This is a genomic window from Brevundimonas sp. (assembly GCF_035561115.1).
GTDB lineage: Bacteria > Pseudomonadota > Alphaproteobacteria > Caulobacterales > Caulobacteraceae > Brevundimonas.
In genome coordinates this window covers 72,565-93,356 of the sequence record NZ_DATMYH010000059.1, presented here as the reverse complement: position 1 = coordinate 93,356, position 20,792 = coordinate 72,565, and the positions used below count along the sequence as shown (strand labels likewise).

Genomic DNA, 20,792 nt, shown 5'->3' with positions numbered 1-20,792 from the left:
CCGGGGGCGGGTCCGGCAGGTCGAGCCCTATGGCTTCCTCAAGGTTTCTGCCCTCGGCGTGGAGGAACAGCGGGTCAATGTGATCATCGACCCGGTCGATCCGCCCGCCGCCTGGACGGCGGTCGGCCACGGCTACCGGGTCGAGGTCGCGGTCACCGTCTGGCGGGCTGACGCCGTCGTCCGGACGCCCGTGGCGGCGCTCTTCCGGGATCAGGGACGTTGGGCGGTGTTGACGGTCGAAGGTGGCCGGGCCCGGCTCAGGCCGGTCGAGATTGGACAGAACGACGGCGTCCTGGCCGAGGTTCGCGCGGGGCTGAGGCCCGGCGAGCAGGTGGTGCTCTATCCGAATCAGTCGGTCTCCGATGGCGCGCGCGTTCGACCGCGGTCGCGGTGAGCGAGCGGTCCGGCTTGCCGACGGCGGCCGGCTTACTGGATCCGGATCGAGGATGTCTGGCCCGGGCGGACCTGGAGTCTTCCCCGCGCATCGCCGACGCCCAGGGTGCCCCCCGCGATGTCCCAGCAGCCCGCCGAAACGGTGAAGCTGTAGGCGCCGCCGGAGGGGATCGCCATGCCATTGGGCAAACGGTTGAGGCCGTAGGTCGAGGCGCTGCAACTCGAGATCAGCACGGCGTGAAGCTGGTCGCTGGTGGCGTTGATGACGCGGATGACGCCCTGCGGTTCGCCCGGGCGGATCAGGGGGCCGCCCGTGACCAGGTCGGACGAGCAGCCGGAAAGGGCGACGACGGCGCCGAACGACAGGACGCAGCGAAAAAGGGTCTTCATGGTTCGTATCCCCGCAGCCGCCGGCGTCCCGCGCCGGTCTTCCCGCGGAGACCTAGCCGGACCGGGATCGGGCCGGCGTCATCCAAACGGATGAACCGGGAAAGATTTCAGATGCGGAAGACGGCTATCGCTTCTTGCCCAGTTCGGCGGCGATGTCCTTGACGTTGCGGCCGGCCTTGCGGTGGGCGGCGGTCAGCTGCTCCCGGGTCACGCCCCAGCGCTTCATCCAGTGTTCGACGGCCTGACGCTCGGACAGGTCGAGCCGGTCCTTGTCGATGAAACCGCGCTTGTCCTTGAGGCCCGCCATGGTCCGCTCCGTTGCTGCGCGTGAGGTAGCGCGAAATGAAGCGGCGCGCGACCACCCATAACTTCGTGTTTCTCGCAAAGAACCGCCCTTAACCCGGCGCGCTTTCATGGGCACAAGGGGCGATCGCCCCTCAGGCCCTATGGATATTCGATGAAAAGAGCCCGGCGCGCCCGAATCGTCGCGACCCTGGGACCCGCCAGCCGGGCGCCCGGCATGGTCAAGGCCCTGGCCCAGGCCGGCGTCGACGTCTTCCGCCTGAATTTCAGCCACGGTTCGCATGAGGATCACGCGGCGGCTCTGAAGGCGGTGCGCGGCGCCGAACTGGCGCTGAAACGCCCGCTGGGCGTGCTGGCCGACCTGCAGGGACCGAAGCTGCGGCTGGGCCGGTTCGCGGACGTCGAGATCGACGTCAAGCCTGGCCACAGGATGCGTTTCGACCTCGACCCGACGCCGGGCGACGAGACGCGGGTGCAGATGCCGCATCCGGAGATCTTCAAGGCGCTGCGGACCGGCATGCTGCTGCTGCTCGACGACGGGCGGGTGCGGCTGCGGGTCGGCGAGCGCACCGACAAATGGGCCGACGTCACCGTCGAGAGCGGCTCCAAACTGTCCGACCGCAAGGGCGTGGCCGTGCCCGAGGCGGTGGTGCCGGTCTCGGCCCTGACCCCCAAGGACCGCGAGGATCTGGCCTTCGCCCTGCGCATCGGCGTCGACTGGGTGGCGCTGAGCTTCGTGCAGAAGGCCGAGGACATGGCCGAGCTGAAGCAGATTGTGAAGGGCCGCGCCGCCTGCCTGGCCAAGATCGAGAAGCCGCAGGCGCTGAGCCAGCTTGAAAGCATCCTCGACTACTGCGACGGGGTCATGGTCGCCCGCGGCGACCTGGGCGTCGAGCTGGACCCCGAAGAGGTGCCGGTGGCCCAGAAGCAGATCATCCGCGCCGCCCGCCAGCGCGGCGTGCCGGTGATCGTGGCCACCCAGATGCTGGAGTCGATGACGTCGTCGCCGGCGCCGACGCGGGCCGAGGCCTCGGACGTCGCCAACGCCGCCTATGAGGGCGCCGACGCCCTGATGTTGTCGGCCGAGACGGCTTCGGGCGACTATCCGCTGGAATCGGTCGGGGTGATGAGCCGGATCATCGAGCGCGTCGAACGCGATCCGATGTGGCCCAGCCTGATGGACGCCGAGCATGCCGGCATGGACGACATCGACGCCGACGCCCTGGTGGCTGCGGCGCGCAAGGCGGCCGAGGCCCAGTCGACGGCCTGTATCGTGGTGTTCACCACTCTGGGCGGAACGGCGCGGCGAATGGCGCGCGAGCGGCCGCTGCAGCCGGTGCTGGCCCTGACGCCCAATCCCGACACGGCGCGACGTCTGGCCCTGGTCTGGGGGCTGGAGACGCGGCTGGGCAAGGAGCCGGCGTCACTCGAGGATGTGACCGAGGACGCGGTCAACAGCGCGGTCGAATATGAACTGGCCGAACCCGGCCAGCGCATCCTGATCCTGGCCGGAACGCCCTTCGGCGCGCCGGGGGCTGCGAATCTGCTGAGACTGGCCCATGCTCCGGCCAAGGGCGGCAAGTCGCGCGCCTGATCCTCAGGGGTCGGCATGATCAAATACATCGGGTCGAAGCGGGCTTTGCTGACGCAGATCGCGACCGCGGTCCGCGCCGGCCTGCCCGACGGAGGCACGGTGTGCGACCTGTTCTCCGGCAGCGCGCGGGTGGGTCACGCCCTGAAGCGCGAGGGGTTCCGGGTCTGGTCGAACGACCACAACGCCTACGCCCATGTCTTGGCGACCGCCTATGTGCAGGCGGACCGGGAGCGCTGGCTGGACAGGGCCGATGCCCTGCTGGCCGAGTTGCGGACCGTGACGCCGGAAGCCGGCTGGTTCACCAGGACCTTCTGCGAGGACGCCCGCTATTTCACGCCCGCGAATGGCGCTGTCATCGACGCCACCCGCGACCGGATCGCGGCCATGGCGCTGGAGCCGGAGCTGGAGGCCATCGCCCTGGTCAGCCTGATGGAGGCGGCTGACCGGGTGGATTCCACGGCCGGTCTGCAGATGGCCTATATGAAGCAGTGGGCCGCGCGGGCGCTGAAACCGCTGGAACTGCGTATGCCCGATCTCCTGCCGGGGGTCGCGGCCGGGCCGTGCAGGGCGACCCATGCCGACGCGGTCGAACTTGCCCCGCAGGTCGAGGCGGACCTCGTCTATCTGGACCCGCCCTACAACCAGCATTCCTATCTCGGGAACTACCACTGCTGGGAAAGCCTGATCCTGTGGGACCGGCCCGAAACCTACGGGATCGCCAACAAGCGGATCGACGTCCGCACCCGCAAGAGCGCCTTCAACAGCAGGCCCGGCATCGCCCCCGCGCTGCAGGCGGTGATCGGGGGGCTCAAGGCGCCCAATCTGATCGTCTCGTTCAACGACGAGGGCTATCTGGACCGCGACCAACTGGTCGGAATGCTGTCCGGGCGCGGCGAGGTGCAGGTCATCGAGATCGCCCGCCCCCGCTACGTCGGGGCCCGCATCGGCATCCACAATCCAAAGGGCGAGAAGGTCGGGGCGGTGGGGCGGCTGCGCAACGTCGAATACCTTTTCGTGGTCACCGAACAGCCGGTCAGCCTGGCCGACGCGGCATGAACGGCGCCGTACGGAACATCCGGGACTCCCGGGCCGTTAGGGCGGCATGGAAGAGCTGTCGATGACCCCCGCCCGCCGTCAGTACGCGCACCAGGCCTATGGCCGCACGGCGGATGCCTTCGAAACCGTGGCCTGGCGTCCACCTGTGGCCCACCGGTTCGATCCGCGTCCGGCCAATGACGGTTACAGCTCCGAACGCGGCGAACCGACACTCAGGGAAATGGCAGAGGGATTGCCCGCCTGGTTCACCATCGTCGCCGGCGGCGCCGTCGCGGCGCTTCTCGGCGCCCTTCTGGGCGGGGCCCTTCAGGTCTAGATTTCGAGCAATGCCCGGATCGGGGCCCAGCCGCGGCGATGAGCCGGGCAGGGGCCCAGCGTCTTCAGCGCCTGCTGATGCACCGGCGCATTGTAGCCCTTGTGGCCAGCGAAGCCGTAGCCCGGATATTCCGCGTCCAGGGCCACCATCAGCCGGTCCCGCGCCGTCTTGGCCAGGATCGAGGCGGCCGCGATCGACAGCGACAGCCCGTCCCCACCGACGACCGTCTGAACGTCGCAGGGCAGTTTGAATCGGTAGTTGCCGTCCACCAGCGCCGCGACCGGCTGGATCGACAGGGTCTCGATCGCCCGGCACATGGCCAGTCCCGTAGCGTGCAGGATGTTCAGTTCGGCGATCTCCTCGACCGAGGCGAAGCCGACGCCCCAGGCGATGGCCCGGGCCTTGATCTCGATCTCCAGCGCCTCGCGCCGGGCGTGGGTCAAGGCCTTGGAGTCGTCGATGCCTTCGGGCAGGTCGTCGGGGTTCAGGATCACCGCTCCCGCCGACACCGGTCCGGCCCAGGGTCCGCGCCCCGCCTCGTCGACCCCGCACACCGGCCCGCCGCTGGACTGGATCAGCAGCAGCTCAAGCCCCAGCGTCGGAAATAAGCGCGCGACCTTCGGCGCGACGCCGGCCCTTGCCTTGAGCTTCGCCTTTGGCGGGGATTTCGACGGGGTCTTCACGACCCGGCCATCGCACGAACCTGCGGATGACGGAAGCATTCGACGCCGTGATCGTTGACCATACCCACAGCCTGCATGAAGGCGTACACGATGACGGGGCCGCAGAAGTTGAAGCCGCGCTTCTTCAGCGCCTTCGCCATGGCCTCGGAGTCAGGCGTCTTCACCGGCCGTCCGGCGCCGTCGGACCATGTGTTCTGGATCGGCGCCCCGCCGACGAACGACCACAGCCATGCGCTGAAGTCCTCGCCGTTGTCGCGCATCTCCAGCCAGACCTTCGCGCCCTTGATGGCCGAGTTGATCTTGGCCCGGGACCGGATGATGCGGGCGTCGCCCAGCAGCCGTTCGATGTCGGCTTCGCCGTAGCCGGCGATGACCTCCGGATCGAAGCCGTCAAAGGCGTCGCGCATGCCTTCGCGCTTCCTCAGGATGGTGATCCAGGCCAGCCCGGCCTGGAAGCCGTCCAGCACCAGCTTCTCCCACAGGGCGCGGGCGTCGTACTCGGGCACGCCCCATTCCTCGTCGTGATAGGCGACGTACAGCGGATCGGTCCCGCACCAGGCGCAGCGGCGGAGTGAGTCGGACATGACAGGAGGTTAGCGCTTTTTGGCTGTGCGCAAGGAGGGCGGGCTTTCGCATTAAATGGCCAACCCTATCGTTCAGATTGCCGTCCGCCACACGCGATCGTTACTTGAATGGCTCCCGGACTTCTTCTCAAGGTAGTGGCCACCACAACCGGAGGAGAGATATGCAAAGACGAATTCCTGGAGGCAAGCTCGCCGCCGCAGCTCTCGCGCTGGGCGCTATCCTCGCAAGCGGTCCGGCCGCCGCCCTGCCCAATTACGAGATCAACTGGGAGTACTACAGCGACGCGACCTATACCGAGATTGTCGGCGGGCGGACGATCTCATGCTCCGGCAACGGCGGCCGGTGGGGCGTTCAGACCGAATACGCCAGGTTCGTCCAGGGCGAAAAATGCGAACGGGATCCGCCATTCCCGGGCTGGAACGATCCGCCCGTCGAATGGTGATCTGAAACCTGGAGTTCGGGCCCGTCTCCTGTGGAACGGGCCCGCTTTTCTGGATCCGGTCGGCCAGCCGTCAAGCTTGTCCGATCTCCGCGAACGCCCTGACCGGAAACGTCCCGAACGCCTTCACCTTCGGCGGCGCCGCCGTGAAGCGGAAGCCGCTGTCCGGCAGCAACTCCAGCCCGCGCATGTGCTCGCAGATCGGGATGCCGGCGCCCAGCAGCAGGGTGTGGGCCGGGCGGGCGCGGGTGCGGGTATCGTCGATGTTGTGGGAGTCGATGCCGACCAGGGCCGCGCCGGCTTCAACCAGCAGGGCGGCCGCGGCTTCGGTCAGGAATGGATGGTCCTCGAAATAGGCGTCGGTGCGCCAGTGGCGGGCCCAGCCGGTGTGGACCAGCACGGCCTTGCCGCGTACGTCGAGATCCTTGAACCGGTCGGCGTCGACCGCCTGAATGTCGGGAACGCGGACGACGAGCCCGGGCAGGGCGGCGACGCGGTCGAGGCCGACGTCGCTCAGATCCTCGCCGTCGGCATAGCGGTGGAAGGGCGTGTCCAGATAGGTGCCGGTGTTGCCGACCATCTCTATGCGGCCGATCTGGAATTCAGTGCCAGCCTCGTAGCTGGCGCGCGAGGCCTCGCGGCTCAGGTGGTCGCAGATCAGCGGCGCGGGCAGGCCCTTGTAGGTGACCATGCCCTCCTCGATCGTGTGGCTGAGGTCGATCAGCGGCATTCGGCGGGCTCCCGTTGGCGAGGCCGGGATGATGATCGGGTCGTCGCCCGGGGTCAAAGCCTCACCAGGCGGAGACGGCTCCCCACGGGTGCTCGAACTGCAGGGCCACGAACCGGGCCGTGTTCTCGCCATAGGCGCTGCGGACCTGGGCGAAGGTGGAGTCCATCACGTCGGGGGCGGGCAGATCCACGGTGCGGTCGAACCGCTTCGGCAGGGTCTGCGCACGATAGACCGTCAGCCCGTGCCGCGAGGTGGCGCCGGGGGCGCCGACCGCCCATGCCGTCGAGCGGTATGTGCGCGACCACGCATCCAGCGACGTGCCGAAGGCGATCTCGTCGAAGCCGTTCGTCAGCGGCAGGGCCACGGTCTCGCGGTTCCAAAAGGCGATTCTGTTGCCGACGACAACGCTCATGCCGCGCAGGGTCAGGCGGTAGTCTCCTCCGTCATGGCGCGGGTCGGGCAGAGGCAGGCGCAGACGCCGAGCCGTGTCGCGCATGACGGCTTCGCCGGCCAGCTGGCGCAGCAGGTCCAGGGTGGCGGGCTCGGAGGCGCTGATCCCGGCCGTGGTGGTGATCGGCCCGTCGACGACCCAGCGCCGGTCATAGCGCCAGTTCACGTCCGGATATTTCTTCGTCACCCTGCCCTTGCTGTACCAGTGGACGGTGGCCTGACGTCCGTCGAGCAGGCCCGCCGAGGCCAGCGCCCTGGCGCCGTTGCAGATCGACATGACCCGGGCGCCGCGGCGCATCTGCTCCCGCAGCCAGGCGGCGCGGGTCGGATCGTCGTCGTGGCTGAAGGCCGGAACGACAACGACATCGGGCCCCTGGGGCCGCTCCCGCGCCAGCTGGGCCAGCGTCATCTGCGGCTTGACCCAGGCCATGCCCGGGGTCAGCCGCGCGGGCCCGGCCGTGGCGGACACGACCTTGACCTCGACCGCACCGCTTTCGGCCAGGATCGCATAGGGAGCCATCAGGTCGGTGGCCACGGTTCCCCGGGCGTCGGCCAGGATCACCACGAAGGGTTTGGCGGCTGCGCTGGTGGCCAGAAACAGCGCGACGGCGAGGCCGGCGGCCAGACGAATGATCACGAGAGCCTCCTGATCCGATCTCTTGACGGAGACTTTGCGCCTGCCTCATCCTGTCTGGAATGACATAAATCGGGCAAATCCTGCCATGTCTCGCGTCGTCGCCATCGTGATATTCCCGGGCTTCCAGCTGCTGGATGCGGCCGGGCCGTCGACGGCGTTCGAGGTCGCGGACCGGTTCCGACCCTGCAGTTATGAGCTGACCCTGCTCGCGCCGGGCGGAGGCGAGGTGGAGAGCTCGTCAGGGCTGAGCTTGTCGGCCCGGCCGCTGCACGAGGGGCCGTTCGACACGATCGTGGTGTCGGGCGGCGACATAGACCGGGCCCTTCCCGCGGCGCATGAGATTGTCGCCTGGCTGCGGCGGACGCCCGCGCGGCGGGTCGCCAGCGTCTGCTCGGGCGCCTTTCTGCTGGCCGAGGCCGGGCTGCTGAACGGCCGTCGCGCCACGACCCACTGGGACAGCACGGACCGGTTCGCGCGCCGCTACCCCAAGGTGACGGTCGACGCGGAGCGGATCTTCATCCGCGACGGCGACGTCTGGACCTCGGCGGGCATATCGGCCGGCATCGACATGGCGCTGGACCTGATCGAGGACGATCTGGGACCGCATGTGGCGCGGCGAACGGCCCAGCAGCTGGTTGTCCATCAGCGCCGGCCCGGCGGCCAGTCGCAGTTCTCAGCCCTGGTCGATCTGGGCGGCAGGACGGGACGGTTCGCGGACCTGATCGACTGGATGCGCGGACGCCTCGCCGAGCCGCTGACCGTCGAACGGCTGGCCGATCAGGCCGCCATGAGCCCGCGCAATTTCGCCCGGGTCTTCACGGCCGAGACCGGCGCCACCCCCGCCAGGGCGGTGGAACGCCTGCGGCTGGAGCTGGCCCGCACGGAGATCGAAACCAGCCGGGCGCCGCTGGACCGCATCGCCGAGAGGGCCGGGTTCGGCGATCCGGGGACCATGCGACGGGCCTTCCTGCGCGCCTTCGGCCTGCCTCCGCAGGCGCTGCGGCGGGCGGCGAACCCGGAGCGGCCGGCGCCCTTCTCGCGCTAGAGCGGGGCCCAGTCCGGCCGCCTGACGGTGACCGGCCGTCCGTCGACGGTCAGGTCGCCCTCGATCCTGTCCAGCCGCATCAGCGCCATGGCCGCGCCGTCGCGTCCGCTCAGCACCTCGCCGGCGCGCAACTCGCCGTTCAGCACCTCGGCGCCGAAGGCCGGGGCCGGGCCGTCGAAGGCGAGCGGCAGCATGCGGTTCCTGATTGCTCCGCGTCGCTTCATGCGCGAGGTGGTTTCCTGGCCAACGAAACAGCCCTTCTGGAAGTCGATGCCGTTCAGCAGGTCGAAATCGGCCTCGATCGGGTAGGTCTTGTCCGGGAAGGCGTCGGCTGCCGGATCGGGAACGCCGACTGCGAGGCGGTGAGCCTGCCAGTCGTCCTCGGCGGCGTTTGTCCCGACGTCGCCATAGCCATAGCGTCGGCCGCCGAGCCCGGGCGTGCGCGGGTCGGGTATGAAGCCCGGGGCCTCTCCGTCCCAGGCCGCGAAGACGGCGCCGCCGTCGGCCTCGACCGTCACCTGGGCCCGAAGCCGGTACATCGCCAGCCGCTGCAGCAGGGCGTCGCGACGATCGGCGGCGACGTCCAGCAGGACGCCGTCCTCGAGACCCAGCAGGAACAGGTCGAACAACAGCCGCCCCGGCGGCGACAGGAGGCCGCCGAACCGCAGCTGTCCCGGCGCCAGGGTCTCGACGTCCTGGGTCAGCAGATTGTGCAGGAAGGGGCGGGCGTCCGGCCCCGTGACGCGGATCAGGGCGCGGCTGTCGAGGCGGGCGATGCGGGTGGTCATGGCGCCTAGATAGGGCTGGTCGGGCCTGTGGACCACACCTGTGACAAGCCTGCTGCCACGAGAGAATCCGTATACGGTCGATCCATGGCGAGCCGGTTCCCTATTCTGTACGTCGCCGAGGCCGATCCCGAAGACGCGCTGATGTCTTCCGGCGTGCTGGCGTATCTGGTCGAGGCCATGCCGACGGCGTCCTTCACCGTGGTTGGATCGCCGGTGAGCGCGCCCCTGTTCGCCGACACCCCGCGGCTGGACCGGACGCTTGTGCTGGAGCGCGACGGCCGGCTGGAATGGCTGGCGCTGTGGAACCAGGTGCGATCCATCGGATGGGGACTGGTCGTGGACATGCGCGGCTCGGCCCTGTCCGGCAAGCTGAAGCGGCAGAAGCGGGCGGTGCGCGGCGAGGGCGAGGCGGGAGTCCATGCCGTCGAACTGGCGGCGCGGGTGCTGCAGCTGGACGATATTCCGGCGCCCCGGCTGTTCCTGTCAGATGCGACCATGGCCGCCGTGGATGCGCTGATCCCCTTGGCGGACGGCCCGGTCCTGGCCGTGGCCCCGGGGGCGGACTGGATGGGCAAGCAATGGCCGCCCGAGCGGTTCGCCAAGGTGGCCACCGCGCTGCTGGCCCAGGACGGGCCGCTGGCGGGCGGACGGCTGATGATCGTCGGCGACGAGGGCGACCGCGACGCGGCGCATACGGTCCGGTTCGCGGTCAAGCGCGACCGGGTCATCGAATTGCAGGGCAGGCTGACCCCGCTGCAGACCGCTGCGGCCCTGCGGCGCGCGACCCTGTATCTGGGCGCGGACTCCCTGTGGACCCAGCTGGCGACCGCGGCGGGCGCGCCGGTGGTGGCCGCGTTCGGCCCCTCGGACGACATCGAGCGCGGGCCGTGGGGCGGGGTCGCGGTGCGCGGCCCGCGCACCGTCGACGAGTTCCGCAAGATCGACCCGAACCTGAACCAGGCCATCCTGCACATGAACGACCTGCCGGCCGACCGGGTGCTGCGCGCGGCGACGAAGCTGCTGGCCGAACGCGCGACGGCTGGATAGGCGCGCCGCGCGGGTTTAAGGGACGCCCATGACCCAGACCTATGACCTGATCGTCCGCGGCGGCGAGGTGGCTAACCACGCCGGGCGCGGCTTGGCCGATGTCGGCGTGACCGACGGCCGGATCGTCTTCGTCGGCGACCTGTCGCAGGCCAGCGCCGGCGAGGTCGTGGACGCGACCGGCCTGACCGTCCTGCCCGGCGTCATCGACACCCAGGTCCATTTCCGCGAGCCGGGGCTGGAGTGGAAGGAAGACCTCGAGACCGGCAGCCGCGCCGCAGCCCTCGGCGGAGTCACCGCCGTGTTCGAGATGCCGAACACCGAGCCCTCGACCACCGACCCCGACGCCCTGGCCGACAAGCTGGTCCGCGCCCGCGACCGCATGTGGACCGACCACGCCTTCTACATGGGCGGAACCCACGAGAACGCGAAACACCTCGCGGAGCTGGAGCGGCTGCCGGGCTGCTGCGGGGTCAAGGTCTTCATGGGGGCCTCGACCGGAACGCTTCTTGTGGCCGACGACGACGGCGTGCGCGAGGTGCTGCGCCATGTGAAACGCCGCGCCACCTTCCACTCCGAGGACGAATACCGGCTGGTCGAGCGCCGTCCTCTGGCCCGCACCGGCGACTGGACGAGCCACCCCGAGGTGCGCGACGCCGAGAGCGCCATCATGTCGACCCGCCGCCTCGTCCGGCTGGCGCGCGAGGTCGGGGCCCGCATCCATGTGCTGCACGTCTCGACCGCTGAGGAGGTCCGTTTCCTGGCCGACCACAAGGACGTCGCCACCGCCGAGGTGACGCCCCAGCACCTGACGCTGGACGGGGACGAGGCCTACGCGCGGCTCAAGGGCTACGCCCAGATGAACCCGCCGATCCGCAATGCGCCGCACATCGCCGGCCTGTGGACCGGGATCGAGCAGGGGGTGTTCGACGTCCTGGGTTCGGACCACGCGCCGCACACGATCGAGGAGAAGGCCCGGCCCTATCCGGCTTCGCCCTCGGGCATGCCGGGGGTGCAGACCCTGGTGCCGGTGATGCTGACCCATGTGGCCAACGGCCGAATGACTCTGGATCGGTTCATCGACCTGACGTCTCACGGCGCCAATCGGGTCTTCGGCATCGCCGGCAAGGGCCGTATGGCCGAGGGCTATGACGCCGACCTGACCCTCGTCGACCTGAAGGCGAAACACGTCATCCGCCACGCCGACATGGCCACGCGCGCCGGCTGGACGCCCTTCGACGGATTCGAGGCCACGGGCAGGGCGGCGGCCACCATCGTGCGCGGCCGGGTGGTGATGAAGGACGGCGAACTGATCGGCGCGGCCCACGGCCGACCGGTGCGGTTTCAGGAGACGCTGGGGGCGTGAAGAAGGAACGTCTCGGTCTGATCGGCTTCGGGGCCTTCGGCCGGCTGACGGCCCGACATCTGATTCCGCATTTCGAGATCCTCGCCTATGACCCTGCCGCGACCGATGATCCGGACGATCTCGTCCGGCTGACGGATCTGGCCGAGGCGGCCGCCTGTCCGGTGGTCGTTCTTGCGGTCCCGGTCGAGGCGCTGGAAGCGACGGTCGCCGCCATCGCTCCGCATGTCACGCCCGGCGCCCTGGTGCTGGATGTCGGATCGGTGAAGGTGAAGCCGGCGGGGATCATGGCCGGGGGCCTGCCGCCGTCGGTGCAGATCGTCGGAACCCATCCCCTGTTCGGGCCCCAGAGCGGGAAGGACGGCATCGCCGGTCTGCGCATCGCCGTTTGCGCGGTTCGGGGCGCGCCCGCCGCCCGCCGGGTCGCCGCCTTCTGCCGTGCGGCTCTCGGCCTGAAGGTGTTTCTCGTCTCGCCCGAGGATCACGACCGCGAGGCCGCGACGGTGCAGGGGCTGACCCACCTGATCGCCCGCGTCCTGATGGCGATGGAGCCGCTGCCGGCGCGCATGACCACCGTCAGCTTCGAGCGGCTGATGCAGGCGGTGGACCTGGTGCGCCACGATTCTCCGGCGGTGTTTCGGGCCATCGAGCGCGACAATCCCTTCGCCGCCGCTGTGCGCGAGCAGTTCTTCGACCTCGCCGAACAGGCTCGCGCCGACCTTGAGGACTAGCGTCCGCCGGCCTGCCTAGATCGAAAAGCTGACGCCGCAGCCGCAGCTGGAGGCGGCGTTCGGGTTGCGGACCACGAACTGGGCCCCGGCCAGATCGTCGACGAAGGCGATCTCCGAGCCCTTGAGGAAGGGCAGGGAGACGGCGTCCACCACCGCCGCCTGACCGTCGGCCTCGATGCGGATGTCGTCGGCCTCGGCCGCCTCGACCAGTTCGAACCGGTACTGGAAGCCCGAGCAGCCGCCGCCGTCCACGGCGACGCGCAGCATGACGGGATGGCCCTCGTCCCGGCCCAGTTTTTCCAGCCGCCGGGCGGCGGTTTCCGACAGGGTCAGGCCATGGCCGCCGGATGAGGGCGATATCTGGAAGGTCGGGGCTGATTGGACGGTGCTCACAGGGGCCTATATGAGGCGCGGGTGGCCGATCGCAAAGGCCCGCAACTGAATGAGCCCCCGACGTTGATACCCGAGCGCGCACCCTGGGCCGAATACCCGGAGCACAGCCGCGGCCGGCTGACTCCAGAGCCGATCAGCCGCACGCGCAACGCCTACGCCCGGGACCGCGACCGGATCATCCACGCCACCGCCTTCCGCCGCTTGAAGGAGAAGACCCAGGTCTTCGTGGCGCATGAGGGCGACCATTACCGCACCCGCCTGACCCACAGCCTGGAGGTGGCCCAGATCGCGCGCTCCCTGGCCCACGCCCTGCGGCTGGACACCGATCTGGCCGAGACCGTGGCGCTGGCCCACGATCTCGGCCATCCGCCGTTCGGCCACGCCGGCGAGGACGAACTGCAGGCGCAGATGGAGCCGTGGGGCGGCTTCGACCACAACGTCCAGACCTTCCGCGTCGTGACCCGGCTGGAGCACCGCTATCCCCAGTTCGAGGGGTTGAACCTGAGCTGGGAAACCGTCGAGGGCGTGGTCAAGCACAATGGTCCGGTGTCGCACCGTCTGGACGAGCCGGCATGGAAGGCCATCGCCGACTATGCGCCGGGCTGGGACCTGCGGCTGGGCACCTTCGCCTCGTTGGAGGCGCAGGCCGCCGCCATCGCCGACGACATCGCCTACAACAATCACGACGTCGACGACGGGGTGCAGGCGGGCCTGTTCACCCTCGAGGATCTGGCCCAGGTGCCGCTGATCGGGCCGGTGCTGCACGGGGTGCGCAAGGACTGGCCGGATATCGACGAACGGATGATCCGCATCGAGGCCGTGCGGCGCATGATCGGGGTCATGGTCGAGGACGTGCTGGCCGAGACCGAACGCCGGATCGAGGCCGCGAACATCCGCTCGTCCGAGGACGTGCGCATGGCTGACCGGATGCTGGTGGCCTTCTCGCCCGCCATGCTGGCCGATCTCGGCGTGTTGAGGCAGTTCCTGTTCGAGCGGATGTACCGCCACTATCGCGTCAACAGGACGCGCAGCCAGGCGCGGCGCATCCTGGCCGAGATGTTCCAGCTTTTCATGGCCGAACCCGCGACCCTGCCGCCGGAATGGTCGGGCAAGGCGGGCGTGGCGGATCAGGCGAAGCGGGCGCGGGCGGTGTGCGACTACATCGCCGGCATGACCGATCGCTACGCCATTGAGGAACACAGGAAGCTGTTCAGCCTCGACCTCGCCCTCGACTTGTAGCCGCCCATGCACCGTCAACCTCGAGGCTGACGGCAGGGGGATGGTGGAGTCGGCCTGAAAAAGGACTCGGACCGGGATAGAGTGTTCGTCGGGCGCGCCGATTCGCGCGGCCCGGGTGGAAGGCGCGGTCATGTCTCACGAAGATCCCTATCGTCCGAATCCGGGTCGTGATCCCGGCCACGACCGCGGCGCCTATACGCCGCCAACCGACGACGACCTGCCGTTCAACCGCGGCGGCTATGATCCGCGCCGGGGAGGCGGCGGAGGCGGCGGGGCCAAGGCGCCGCCGATGACCCTGATTATTTCCGGCGTGGTGCTCGTCCTGCTGATCATCGCCGTGGTCGTCTACTACCGCGCCGGCCCCCGCTCCTCGAACGACGCCCCGCCCGCCGTGGGCACGCCCGTCGGCGAGATGAAGGCCGAGGCTCCGGTGGACGCCCAGCCGGTCGATCCGGAAGCCGGTATCGATGTCTATTCCGCCGCTGAAGCCCCGACGGCCGCCCCCACCTTCACGCCGCCGCCCGAGGCGGTTCAGCCGCGCCCGGCGCCCGCGCCCGCGCCGGTGCAGGGCGAACCCCTGCCAAGGCCCGCTCGCGTCCCGCCGACGGTCGGCGGCCCCGCCGTCGTGCCGGCCCCGAAGGCGGACCCCGCACCCGCCGCCGGCGGAACCTCGGGCGTCCAGATCGGCGCCTTCTCGACCCCCGGTCTGGCGGACCGCGAGTTCGCCGCCGTCATCGCCCGCTATCCGCAGTTCACCAGCGGCGCTGACAAGCGCGTGCAGGAGGTGACGGCCTCCAGCGGCGCGACCGTCTATCGCACCACCGTCACCGGCCTGAGCCGCGAACAGGCGACGGGTCTCTGCAATGCGATCAAGGCCGGCGGCGGCGATTGCTTCGTGCGGTGATCGACCGGTGACCACCGCCGCGATCTACGGCTGCAGCGGCCATCGGCTGACGGAGGCGGAGAAGGCCTTCTTCGCCGAGGTCCGGCCCTGGGGTTTCATCCTGTTCCGCCGCAATGTCGACAGCCCCGAGCAGATGCGGGCGCTGACGGGCGAGCTCAGGGATTGCATCGGCGACCCCCGCTGCCCGATCCTGATCGACCAGGAGGGCGGCCGGGTGCAGCGGATGGGGCCGCCACACTGGCGGAAATACCCGCCGGGCGAGGCCTATCTGAAGGCCGCCAACGATCCGCTGATGGCGCGCGAGCTGGCGCGACTGGGCGCGCGGCTGATCGCGCATGACCTGCGCGCCGTCGGGGTCAATGTCGACTGTGCGCCGGTCCTGGACGTGCCTGTGCCCGGCGCCCACGACATCATCGGCGACCGGGCCTGGGCCCATGATCCGGCGACGGTGGCGCTGATGGGACGGGCGGCTGCGGAAGGGTTTCTGGCCGGCGGGGTCCTGCCCGTGATCAAGCATATGCCAGGCCACGGCCGCGCCTTCGCCGACAGCCACCATGACCTTCCGGTCGTCCACGCGGATTTCGAAACCCTGGACGGCTGGGACTTCGCCCCGTTCAAGGCCCTGTCCGACATGCCGCTGGCCATGACCGCCCATGTGGTGTTCGACGCGATCGATCCGAAACGTCCGGCCACCACCTCGAAGAAGGCCGTGCGTCTGATGCGGGATCATCTGGGCTTCGGCGGGTTGATCATGACCGACGACCTGTCGATGAAGGCTCTGTCCGGCAGCCTGCGCGAGCGGGCCGAGGCCTCGTTCAGGGCGGGCTGCGACGTGGTCCTGCACTGCAACGGCGATCTGGACGAGATGCGCTCGGTCGCCGAGGGGACCGGCAAGCTCAAGGGTCGGGCGGCGAAACGGGCCGGGGCCGCCATGGCGCGCATCGTCCATGCGCCCGAACCGCTGGACGAGCCCGAAGCCCGGACCCGGTTCGCGGCCCTGCTGGAAGGACGACTGGACGCGGCGCGCGGACCGGACGTCGGCGAGGCGCAAGCCTGATGACCGACGCCTTCCAGCCCAATCTGGACTTCACCGCCGCCGAACAGGTCGACGAGCGCGAAGCGTTCGTGGTCGATCTGGAGGGGTATGAAGGGCCGTTGCACGTTCTTCTGGCTCTGGCCCGAACGCAGAAGGTCGATCTGCTCAAGCTCTCGATCACCAGACTGGCGGAACAGTATCTGGCCTTCGTCCACGAGGCGCGGCGGCGCAATTTCTCGCTGGCGGCCGACTATCTCGTGATGGCCTCATGGCTGGCCTATCTGAAGTCGCGCCTGCTGCTGCCGCGCACCGACAAGAAGGGCGACGAACCGCCTGCCGAGGAGATGGCGGCCGCCCTGGCCTTCCGGCTGCAGAAGCTGGAAGCCATGCGCAGGGCGGTCGAGGCCATCACCGCCCGGCCCCGGCTCAAGAGAGACGTTTTCACCCGCGGCGATCCCGAGGCGACGGTGATCGTGCCCTCCGACCGGATCGACGCCAGTCTGTACGAGCTGATGGCCGCCTATGTGACCCAGCGCCGGCGCGAGGGGCAGCGGCAATACAATCCCGGCCAGCGAGTCGAGGCCTTCGGTCTTGAGGCGGCGCGGGACTGGCTGCGGGACATCCTGCCCCGGCTGGAACAGTGGACGCCGCTGGAGCGGGTCGCGCCCGCGCGCAGCGAAGCGGAAGGGCCGACCCAGGCCAGCTTCACCGCCTCGACCCTGTCGGCCAGTCTGGAACTGGTGAAGGAGGGGGCGATGGATGTGAAACAGGCCGAGGCCTTCGCCGAGCTGTATCTGAAGCGGCGCGGACGCGGTCAGCCGCTGGAGTTGATGCCGTGAACATTTTTCCGTGCATCCCCGCGAAGGCGGGGACCCAGGTCTTGGCCGCTCCGCCCATGCCGGGGAGAGCTATTGATGATCCGCGTGCTGTGTTTGGAGCTCAAGCCTGGGTCCCCGCCTTCGCGGGGATGAGCGGGCTGTAAAATGATCCAGTTCGCCCCCGATCACGGAGAGATCGAGCGCCGCGTCGAGGCCCTGCTGTTCGCCGCGGCCGGCCCGCTGTCGGCGGCCGAGATCGCACGCCGCCTGCCGGAGGGAGCCGATGTGGGCGCCGCCATTTCGGCGCTGCGCGAACGGTATCAGGGCCGGGGCGTCGAACTGGAGTGCGTCGCCGATCGCTGGCGCTTTCGCACGGCCGCCGACCTTGGCTTCCTGATGACCGAGGAGCGCGAGGAGCCGCGCCGGTTGTCCAGGGCCGCGCTCGAGACCCTGGCCATTATCGCCTATCACCAGCCCTGCACCCGGGCCGAGATCGAGAGCGTCCGCGGCGTTTCCCTGTCCAAGGGCACGCTGGACCTGCTGCTGGAGATGGGGTTCGTCAGGCTGAAGGGCCGCCGCCGCACGCCGGGGCGCCCGGTCACCTACGCCACGGCCGACAAATTCCTCGAACATTTCAGCCTCGCCAGCCTGTACGACCTTCCCGGCGTGCAGGAGATGAAGGCGGCGGGTCTGCTGGACCTGTCCATCCCCGTCGGCTTCGAGGTGCCGGATCCGTCGCGGCCTGTGGACGATGACGACGCGCCCCTCCTGCCCGGCGACGAGGACGCGCCCGAGTTCGCCCAGGATTTCGTGGCCGAGGACTGATCCCTGCGACCGATTCTGACGCAGGCCCGTGCGAAGGTGCGGCCATGATCGTCGACGACGCAAATCAGAGTCCGCTGAGTCCGCGAGTCCGCCAAAAAATCCGGCGGACTCGGACATCGCCGTCGCCATGTCCGAACGACGAAAAGGAACTGCGGATCGGTGATGCATTCGCTTCCAACCCTTGCTAATCCGCTGGGATGATCGCTCGCCTTCGCCCTGTACCGTTCGACCTCGGCCCCGTCCATTTCGTGGGCATAGGCGGCATCGGGATGAGCGGGATCGCCGAGATCATGCTCAAGATCGGCTATTCGGTTCAGGGCTCGGACGCCAGGGCCAGCGCCAACACGGAGCGGCTGGAGCGGCTGGGCGCACGCATCTTCATCGGCCATGACGCCGCCCACATCGGAGACGGCGTCTCGGCGGTGGTCTATTCGACGGCGGTCAAGCCGACCAACCCCGAGTGGATCGCGGCCCGCGAACGCCGCATCCCGCTGGTGCGCCGGGCCGAGATGCTGGCCGAGCTGATGCGGCTGCAGTTCTCGATCGCGGTCGGGGGCACCCACGGCAAGACCACCACCACCTCCATGGTCGCGGCCATTCTCGACGCCGGCGGGCTGGATCCGACGGTGGTCAACGGCGGCATCATCAACGCCTATGGCACCAACGCCAAGGTCGGCGACGGCGACTGGATCGTGGTCGAGGCCGACGAGAGCGACGGCAGCTTCCTGCGCCTGAAGTCGACCGTGGCCATCGTCACCAACATCGACCCCGAGCACCTCGATCACTACGGCGACTTCGACGGGGTGCGGAAGGCGTTCGTGGACTTCGTCGAGAACATCCCCTTCTACGGCTTCGCCGCCGTCTGCCTCGACCATCCCGAGGTGCAGCGGCTGGTGGCCTCGATCGATAACCGGCGGCTGGTGACCTACGGCATCAACCCCCAGGCCATGGTGCGCGCCGACAACTGCCAGATGGCGCCCGACGGCTGCCGCTTCGACGTGGTGATCCAGAAGCAGGGCCTCGCCGCCCTCGACGAACCGATCCGGATCGAGGGCCTGCACCTGCCCATGGCCGGCTGGCACAATGTCTCCAATGCGCTGGCCGCCATCGCCGTGGCGCGCGAGCTCGACGTCTCGGACGAGGCGATCAAGGCGGGTTTGGCCGGTTTCGGCGGCGTGCGCCGTCGCTTCACCACCACGGGCGTGGTCGGCGGGGTGCGCATCGTCGACGACTACGGCCACCATCCGGTCGAGATCGCCGCCGTGCTGAAGGCCGCGCGTCAGGTCGCCGAGGGCCGCGTCATCGCCGTGGTCCAGCCGCATCGCTTCACCCGGCTGGACTCCCTGATGGAGGAGTTCTCGACCTGCTTCTCGGACGCCGACGCGGTGTTCGTCGCCGACGTCTATGCGGCGGGCGAGGTTCCGATAGAGGGCGTCGACAAGCATGCGCTGGTCGACGGCGTCCGCCGCTTCGGCCACCGCTCGGTCCAGCCGCTGGACAGCGTCGAGGCCTTGCCGGGCGTGATCGCGGCCGAGGCGAAGGACGGCGATCTGGTGGTGCTGCTGGGGGCGGGGGACATCACCGCCTGGGCCTACGCCCTGCCGGGGCAGCTGGAGGCGCTGGTTTGATCGAGATCGGGTCGTTGGACGATTTCTGCGCTGAGATGCAGCGGCTAGGAGCCGCAATTGAAGTCTCTAGCGAACAGATGCCGCACTGCGGAGCGACATCTGCAGCCGGGTATCACGTCACAACTGGGTCTGATGGCTCCTATGTGTTCGTCTACAGCGAGAGGGGTGTTCCCGACGTGGTCGCCGCCAGTCCGGACGCAGCCGTGTTGATGGAGCGGGTGTTCATAGAAGTGACCGCTGGCATAGCGATTGCCGCCATCGCCGACGGCCTGCCGCTTTACGACGCGAGCGAGGAGCGGCGACAGGCGCAGTTGTCGGAGTCCGATCGCGATCAGGCGATCAACTATCGCCTCCAACTCTCTCGCATCCAGGAAGAGCTTCTAGGCAACCTCGATCCGGCATGGCGACAGCGGCAGTCCGAACGGAACGCCGAGAGGCTTCGTCAGACGAAAGAATTTTTCTCTGAAGGACCAGAGGATTGATCGACACTCTCCCCCTCGTTCGCGGGAAGCTGCTGCGCGATGAGCCGCTCGGGCCGTTCACCTGGTTCCGGGTGGGCGGGAAGGCGGACGCCCTGTTCATCCCGGCCGACGCCGGTGATCTGGCCGACTTCCTCAAGGCGCTGGACCCTGACGTGCCGGTGACGGTGCTTGGCGTGGGCTCCAACGTCATCGTCCGCGACGGCGGCGTAGAGGGCGTTGTGGTTCGGCTGGCCGGGCGGCCCTTCGCCGGGATAACGACCGAGGGCGACACGATCACCGCCGGCGCCGGCGCGCTGGACTCGATGGTGGCCAAGGCCTCCGCGAAAGCGGGCCTGACCGGCCTGGAATTCTACGCCGGCATCCCCGGCACCATCGGCGGCGCCCTTACCATGAACGCCGGTTGCTATGGCGCGGAGACCAAGGACATCCTCGTCTCGGCCCGCGGCGTGACGCGGGCGGGCGAGCGGGTCGAATATGCGCTGGCCGACTTCGGCTACACCTACCGCCACTCCGAGGCGCCGGCTGACATCATCTGGCTGGAAGCGACCTATCGCGGAACGCCCGCCGATCCCGAGGCCGTGTCGGCGAAGATCGCCGAAATCACCTCGCGCCGCGAACTGACCCAGCCGATCCGCGAAAAGACCGGCGGCTCGACCTTCAAGAACCCGCCCGGCCATTCGTCCTGGAAACTGGTCGACGAGGCCGGTTGGCGCGGCAAGCTGTTCAAGGCCCCGGACGGCAAGGGCGGGGGCGGAGCCATGTTCAGCGAACTCCACTCCAATTTCATGATCAACCCCGGAGAGGCGACCGCCGCCGATATCGAAGGATTGGGCGACGCGGTGCGCGCCGACGTTCAAAGTAAACTGAACGTAAACCTCGAATGGGAGATCAAGAGGATCGGCCGCCCGCTCTGAGTTGAT

Annotated in this window: 24 protein-coding genes and 1 pseudogene; 17 read left to right on the top strand and 8 right to left on the bottom strand. The window is 69.1% G+C overall.

Going from position 1 to position 20,792, the window contains the following annotated elements; translation table 11 throughout:
- Positions 1-394 (top strand): annotated as a pseudogene (locus VN378_RS07775) (efflux transporter periplasmic adaptor subunit); the annotation flags it as partial.
- A gap of 32 nt (positions 395-426) precedes the next feature.
- Here the strand turns inward: VN378_RS07775 and VN378_RS07770 are convergent.
- Together VN378_RS07770 and VN378_RS07765 are read right to left on the bottom strand one after the other, a co-directional pair.
- Complete coding sequence (locus VN378_RS07770) at positions 427-783, bottom strand: hypothetical protein (RefSeq protein ID WP_325742571.1); 357 nt, start codon at positions 781-783, stop codon at positions 427-429.
- Between the two features lie 124 nt (positions 784-907).
- Positions 908-1,090, bottom strand: a complete 183-nt coding sequence (locus VN378_RS07765; protein WP_055828753.1) for a DUF3606 domain-containing protein — start codon at positions 1,088-1,090, stop codon at positions 908-910.
- A 150-nt stretch (positions 1,091-1,240) separates the two neighbouring features.
- On the opposite strand from VN378_RS07765, the gene pyk reads away from it, so the two are divergent.
- The 3 genes from pyk (at position 1,241) to VN378_RS07750 (ending at position 4,052) form a co-directional block, all read left to right on the top strand.
- Positions 1,241-2,680: a pyruvate kinase gene (gene pyk / locus VN378_RS07760; RefSeq protein ID WP_325742568.1), complete on the top strand. Its 1,440-nt coding sequence runs from the start codon at positions 1,241-1,243 to the stop codon at positions 2,678-2,680.
- A gap of 15 nt (positions 2,681-2,695) precedes the next feature.
- A complete protein-coding gene (locus VN378_RS07755) occupies positions 2,696-3,736 on the top strand; it encodes a DNA adenine methylase (RefSeq protein WP_325742566.1) in 1,041 nt (346 codons plus the stop codon).
- Positions 3,737-3,797: 61 nt separating this feature from the next.
- Positions 3,798-4,052 (top strand): hypothetical protein, encoded by a 255-nt coding sequence (locus tag VN378_RS07750; protein WP_325742564.1) that lies wholly within the window; start codon positions 3,798-3,800, stop codon positions 4,050-4,052.
- Here the strand turns inward: VN378_RS07750 and VN378_RS07745 are convergent.
- The gene (locus VN378_RS07745) at positions 4,049-4,648 is read right to left on the bottom strand and encodes a ribonuclease HII (RefSeq protein ID WP_325742577.1); all 600 of its coding nucleotides are present in this window, start codon (positions 4,646-4,648) and stop codon (positions 4,049-4,051) included. The two genes, VN378_RS07750 and VN378_RS07745, sit on opposite strands and share 4 nt — an antisense overlap.
- Before the next feature lie 83 nt (positions 4,649-4,731).
- On the bottom strand, positions 4,732-5,319 hold the full coding sequence (locus VN378_RS07740; protein ID WP_325742563.1) for a DNA-3-methyladenine glycosylase I: 588 nt from the start codon (positions 5,317-5,319) through the stop codon (positions 4,732-4,734).
- 161 nt (positions 5,320-5,480) lie between these two features.
- On the opposite strand from VN378_RS07740, the gene VN378_RS07735 reads away from it, so the two are divergent.
- A complete protein-coding gene (locus VN378_RS07735; RefSeq protein WP_325742561.1) occupies positions 5,481-5,762 on the top strand; it encodes a DUF6289 family protein in 282 nt (93 codons plus the stop codon).
- Positions 5,763-5,832: 70 nt separating this feature from the next.
- On the opposite strand, the gene VN378_RS07730 is transcribed toward VN378_RS07735, so the two are convergent.
- A complete protein-coding gene (locus VN378_RS07730) occupies positions 5,833-6,489 on the bottom strand; it encodes a cyclase family protein (protein ID WP_325742559.1) in 657 nt (218 codons plus the stop codon).
- Between the two features lie 61 nt (positions 6,490-6,550).
- Entirely contained in the window at positions 6,551-7,576 is a 1,026-nt protein-coding gene (locus VN378_RS07725) for a DJ-1/PfpI family protein (protein WP_325742557.1), read from the bottom strand.
- A gap of 85 nt (positions 7,577-7,661) precedes the next feature.
- Here VN378_RS07725 and VN378_RS07720 point away from each other — a divergent pair, with 85 nt between their 5' ends.
- A complete protein-coding gene (locus VN378_RS07720) occupies positions 7,662-8,621 on the top strand; it encodes a GlxA family transcriptional regulator (protein ID WP_325742555.1) in 960 nt (319 codons plus the stop codon).
- Here VN378_RS07720 and VN378_RS07715 read toward each other — a convergent pair.
- Positions 8,618-9,409, bottom strand: coding sequence for a folate-binding protein (locus VN378_RS07715; protein ID WP_325742553.1), 792 nt, complete (start codon positions 9,407-9,409; stop codon positions 8,618-8,620). The genes VN378_RS07720 and VN378_RS07715 overlap by 4 nt on opposite strands.
- A gap of 84 nt (positions 9,410-9,493) precedes the next feature.
- Here VN378_RS07715 and VN378_RS07710 point away from each other — a divergent pair, with 84 nt between their 5' ends.
- The 3 genes from VN378_RS07710 to VN378_RS07700 are packed head-to-tail and all read left to right on the top strand — an operon-like array spanning position 9,494 to position 12,547.
- The gene (locus tag VN378_RS07710; RefSeq protein ID WP_325742551.1) at positions 9,494-10,456 is read left to right on the top strand and encodes a glycosyltransferase family 9 protein; all 963 of its coding nucleotides are present in this window, start codon (positions 9,494-9,496) and stop codon (positions 10,454-10,456) included.
- A gap of 28 nt (positions 10,457-10,484) precedes the next feature.
- Positions 10,485-11,819, top strand: coding sequence for a dihydroorotase (locus tag VN378_RS07705; protein WP_325742549.1), 1,335 nt, complete (start codon positions 10,485-10,487; stop codon positions 11,817-11,819).
- Positions 11,816-12,547: a prephenate dehydrogenase gene (locus VN378_RS07700; RefSeq protein WP_325742547.1), complete on the top strand. Its 732-nt coding sequence runs from the start codon at positions 11,816-11,818 to the stop codon at positions 12,545-12,547. The genes VN378_RS07705 and VN378_RS07700 overlap by 4 nt, the downstream gene beginning before the upstream one ends.
- A gap of 15 nt (positions 12,548-12,562) precedes the next feature.
- Here the strand turns inward: VN378_RS07700 and erpA are convergent, their stop codons facing one another.
- On the bottom strand, positions 12,563-12,940 hold the full coding sequence (gene erpA, locus VN378_RS07695; protein ID WP_325742545.1) for an iron-sulfur cluster insertion protein ErpA: 378 nt from the start codon (positions 12,938-12,940) through the stop codon (positions 12,563-12,565).
- A 45-nt stretch (positions 12,941-12,985) separates the two neighbouring features.
- Here erpA and VN378_RS07690 point away from each other — a divergent pair, with 45 nt between their 5' ends.
- The 8 genes from VN378_RS07690 to murB all read left to right on the top strand — a co-directional run bounded on the left by VN378_RS07690 (position 12,986) and on the right by murB (position 20,786).
- Positions 12,986-14,179, top strand: a complete 1,194-nt coding sequence (locus tag VN378_RS07690; protein WP_325742575.1) for a deoxyguanosinetriphosphate triphosphohydrolase — start codon at positions 12,986-12,988, stop codon at positions 14,177-14,179.
- 130 nt (positions 14,180-14,309) lie between these two features.
- Entirely contained in the window at positions 14,310-15,083 is a 774-nt protein-coding gene (locus tag VN378_RS07685) for an SPOR domain-containing protein (protein ID WP_325742543.1), read from the top strand.
- A gap of 7 nt (positions 15,084-15,090) precedes the next feature.
- On the top strand, positions 15,091-16,140 hold the full coding sequence (nagZ, locus tag VN378_RS07680; RefSeq protein WP_325742541.1) for a beta-N-acetylhexosaminidase: 1,050 nt from the start codon (positions 15,091-15,093) through the stop codon (positions 16,138-16,140).
- Positions 16,140-16,958, top strand: coding sequence for a ScpA family protein (locus VN378_RS07675; protein WP_325742539.1), 819 nt, complete (start codon positions 16,140-16,142; stop codon positions 16,956-16,958). The genes nagZ and VN378_RS07675 overlap by 1 nt, the downstream gene beginning before the upstream one ends.
- A 144-nt stretch (positions 16,959-17,102) precedes the next feature.
- Positions 17,103-17,762 (top strand): SMC-Scp complex subunit ScpB, encoded by a 660-nt coding sequence (gene scpB / locus VN378_RS07670; RefSeq protein ID WP_325742537.1) that lies wholly within the window; start codon positions 17,103-17,105, stop codon positions 17,760-17,762.
- Between the two features lie 197 nt (positions 17,763-17,959).
- Entirely contained in the window at positions 17,960-19,390 is a 1,431-nt protein-coding gene (gene murC / locus VN378_RS07665) for a UDP-N-acetylmuramate--L-alanine ligase (protein ID WP_325742535.1), read from the top strand.
- The gene (locus VN378_RS07660; protein ID WP_325742533.1) at positions 19,387-19,872 is read left to right on the top strand and encodes a hypothetical protein; all 486 of its coding nucleotides are present in this window, start codon (positions 19,387-19,389) and stop codon (positions 19,870-19,872) included. The genes murC and VN378_RS07660 overlap by 4 nt, the downstream gene beginning before the upstream one ends.
- Positions 19,869-20,786: a UDP-N-acetylmuramate dehydrogenase gene (gene murB, locus VN378_RS07655; RefSeq protein ID WP_325742531.1), complete on the top strand. Its 918-nt coding sequence runs from the start codon at positions 19,869-19,871 to the stop codon at positions 20,784-20,786. The genes VN378_RS07660 and murB overlap by 4 nt, the downstream gene beginning before the upstream one ends.
- Positions 20,787-20,792 lie beyond the last annotated feature (6 nt).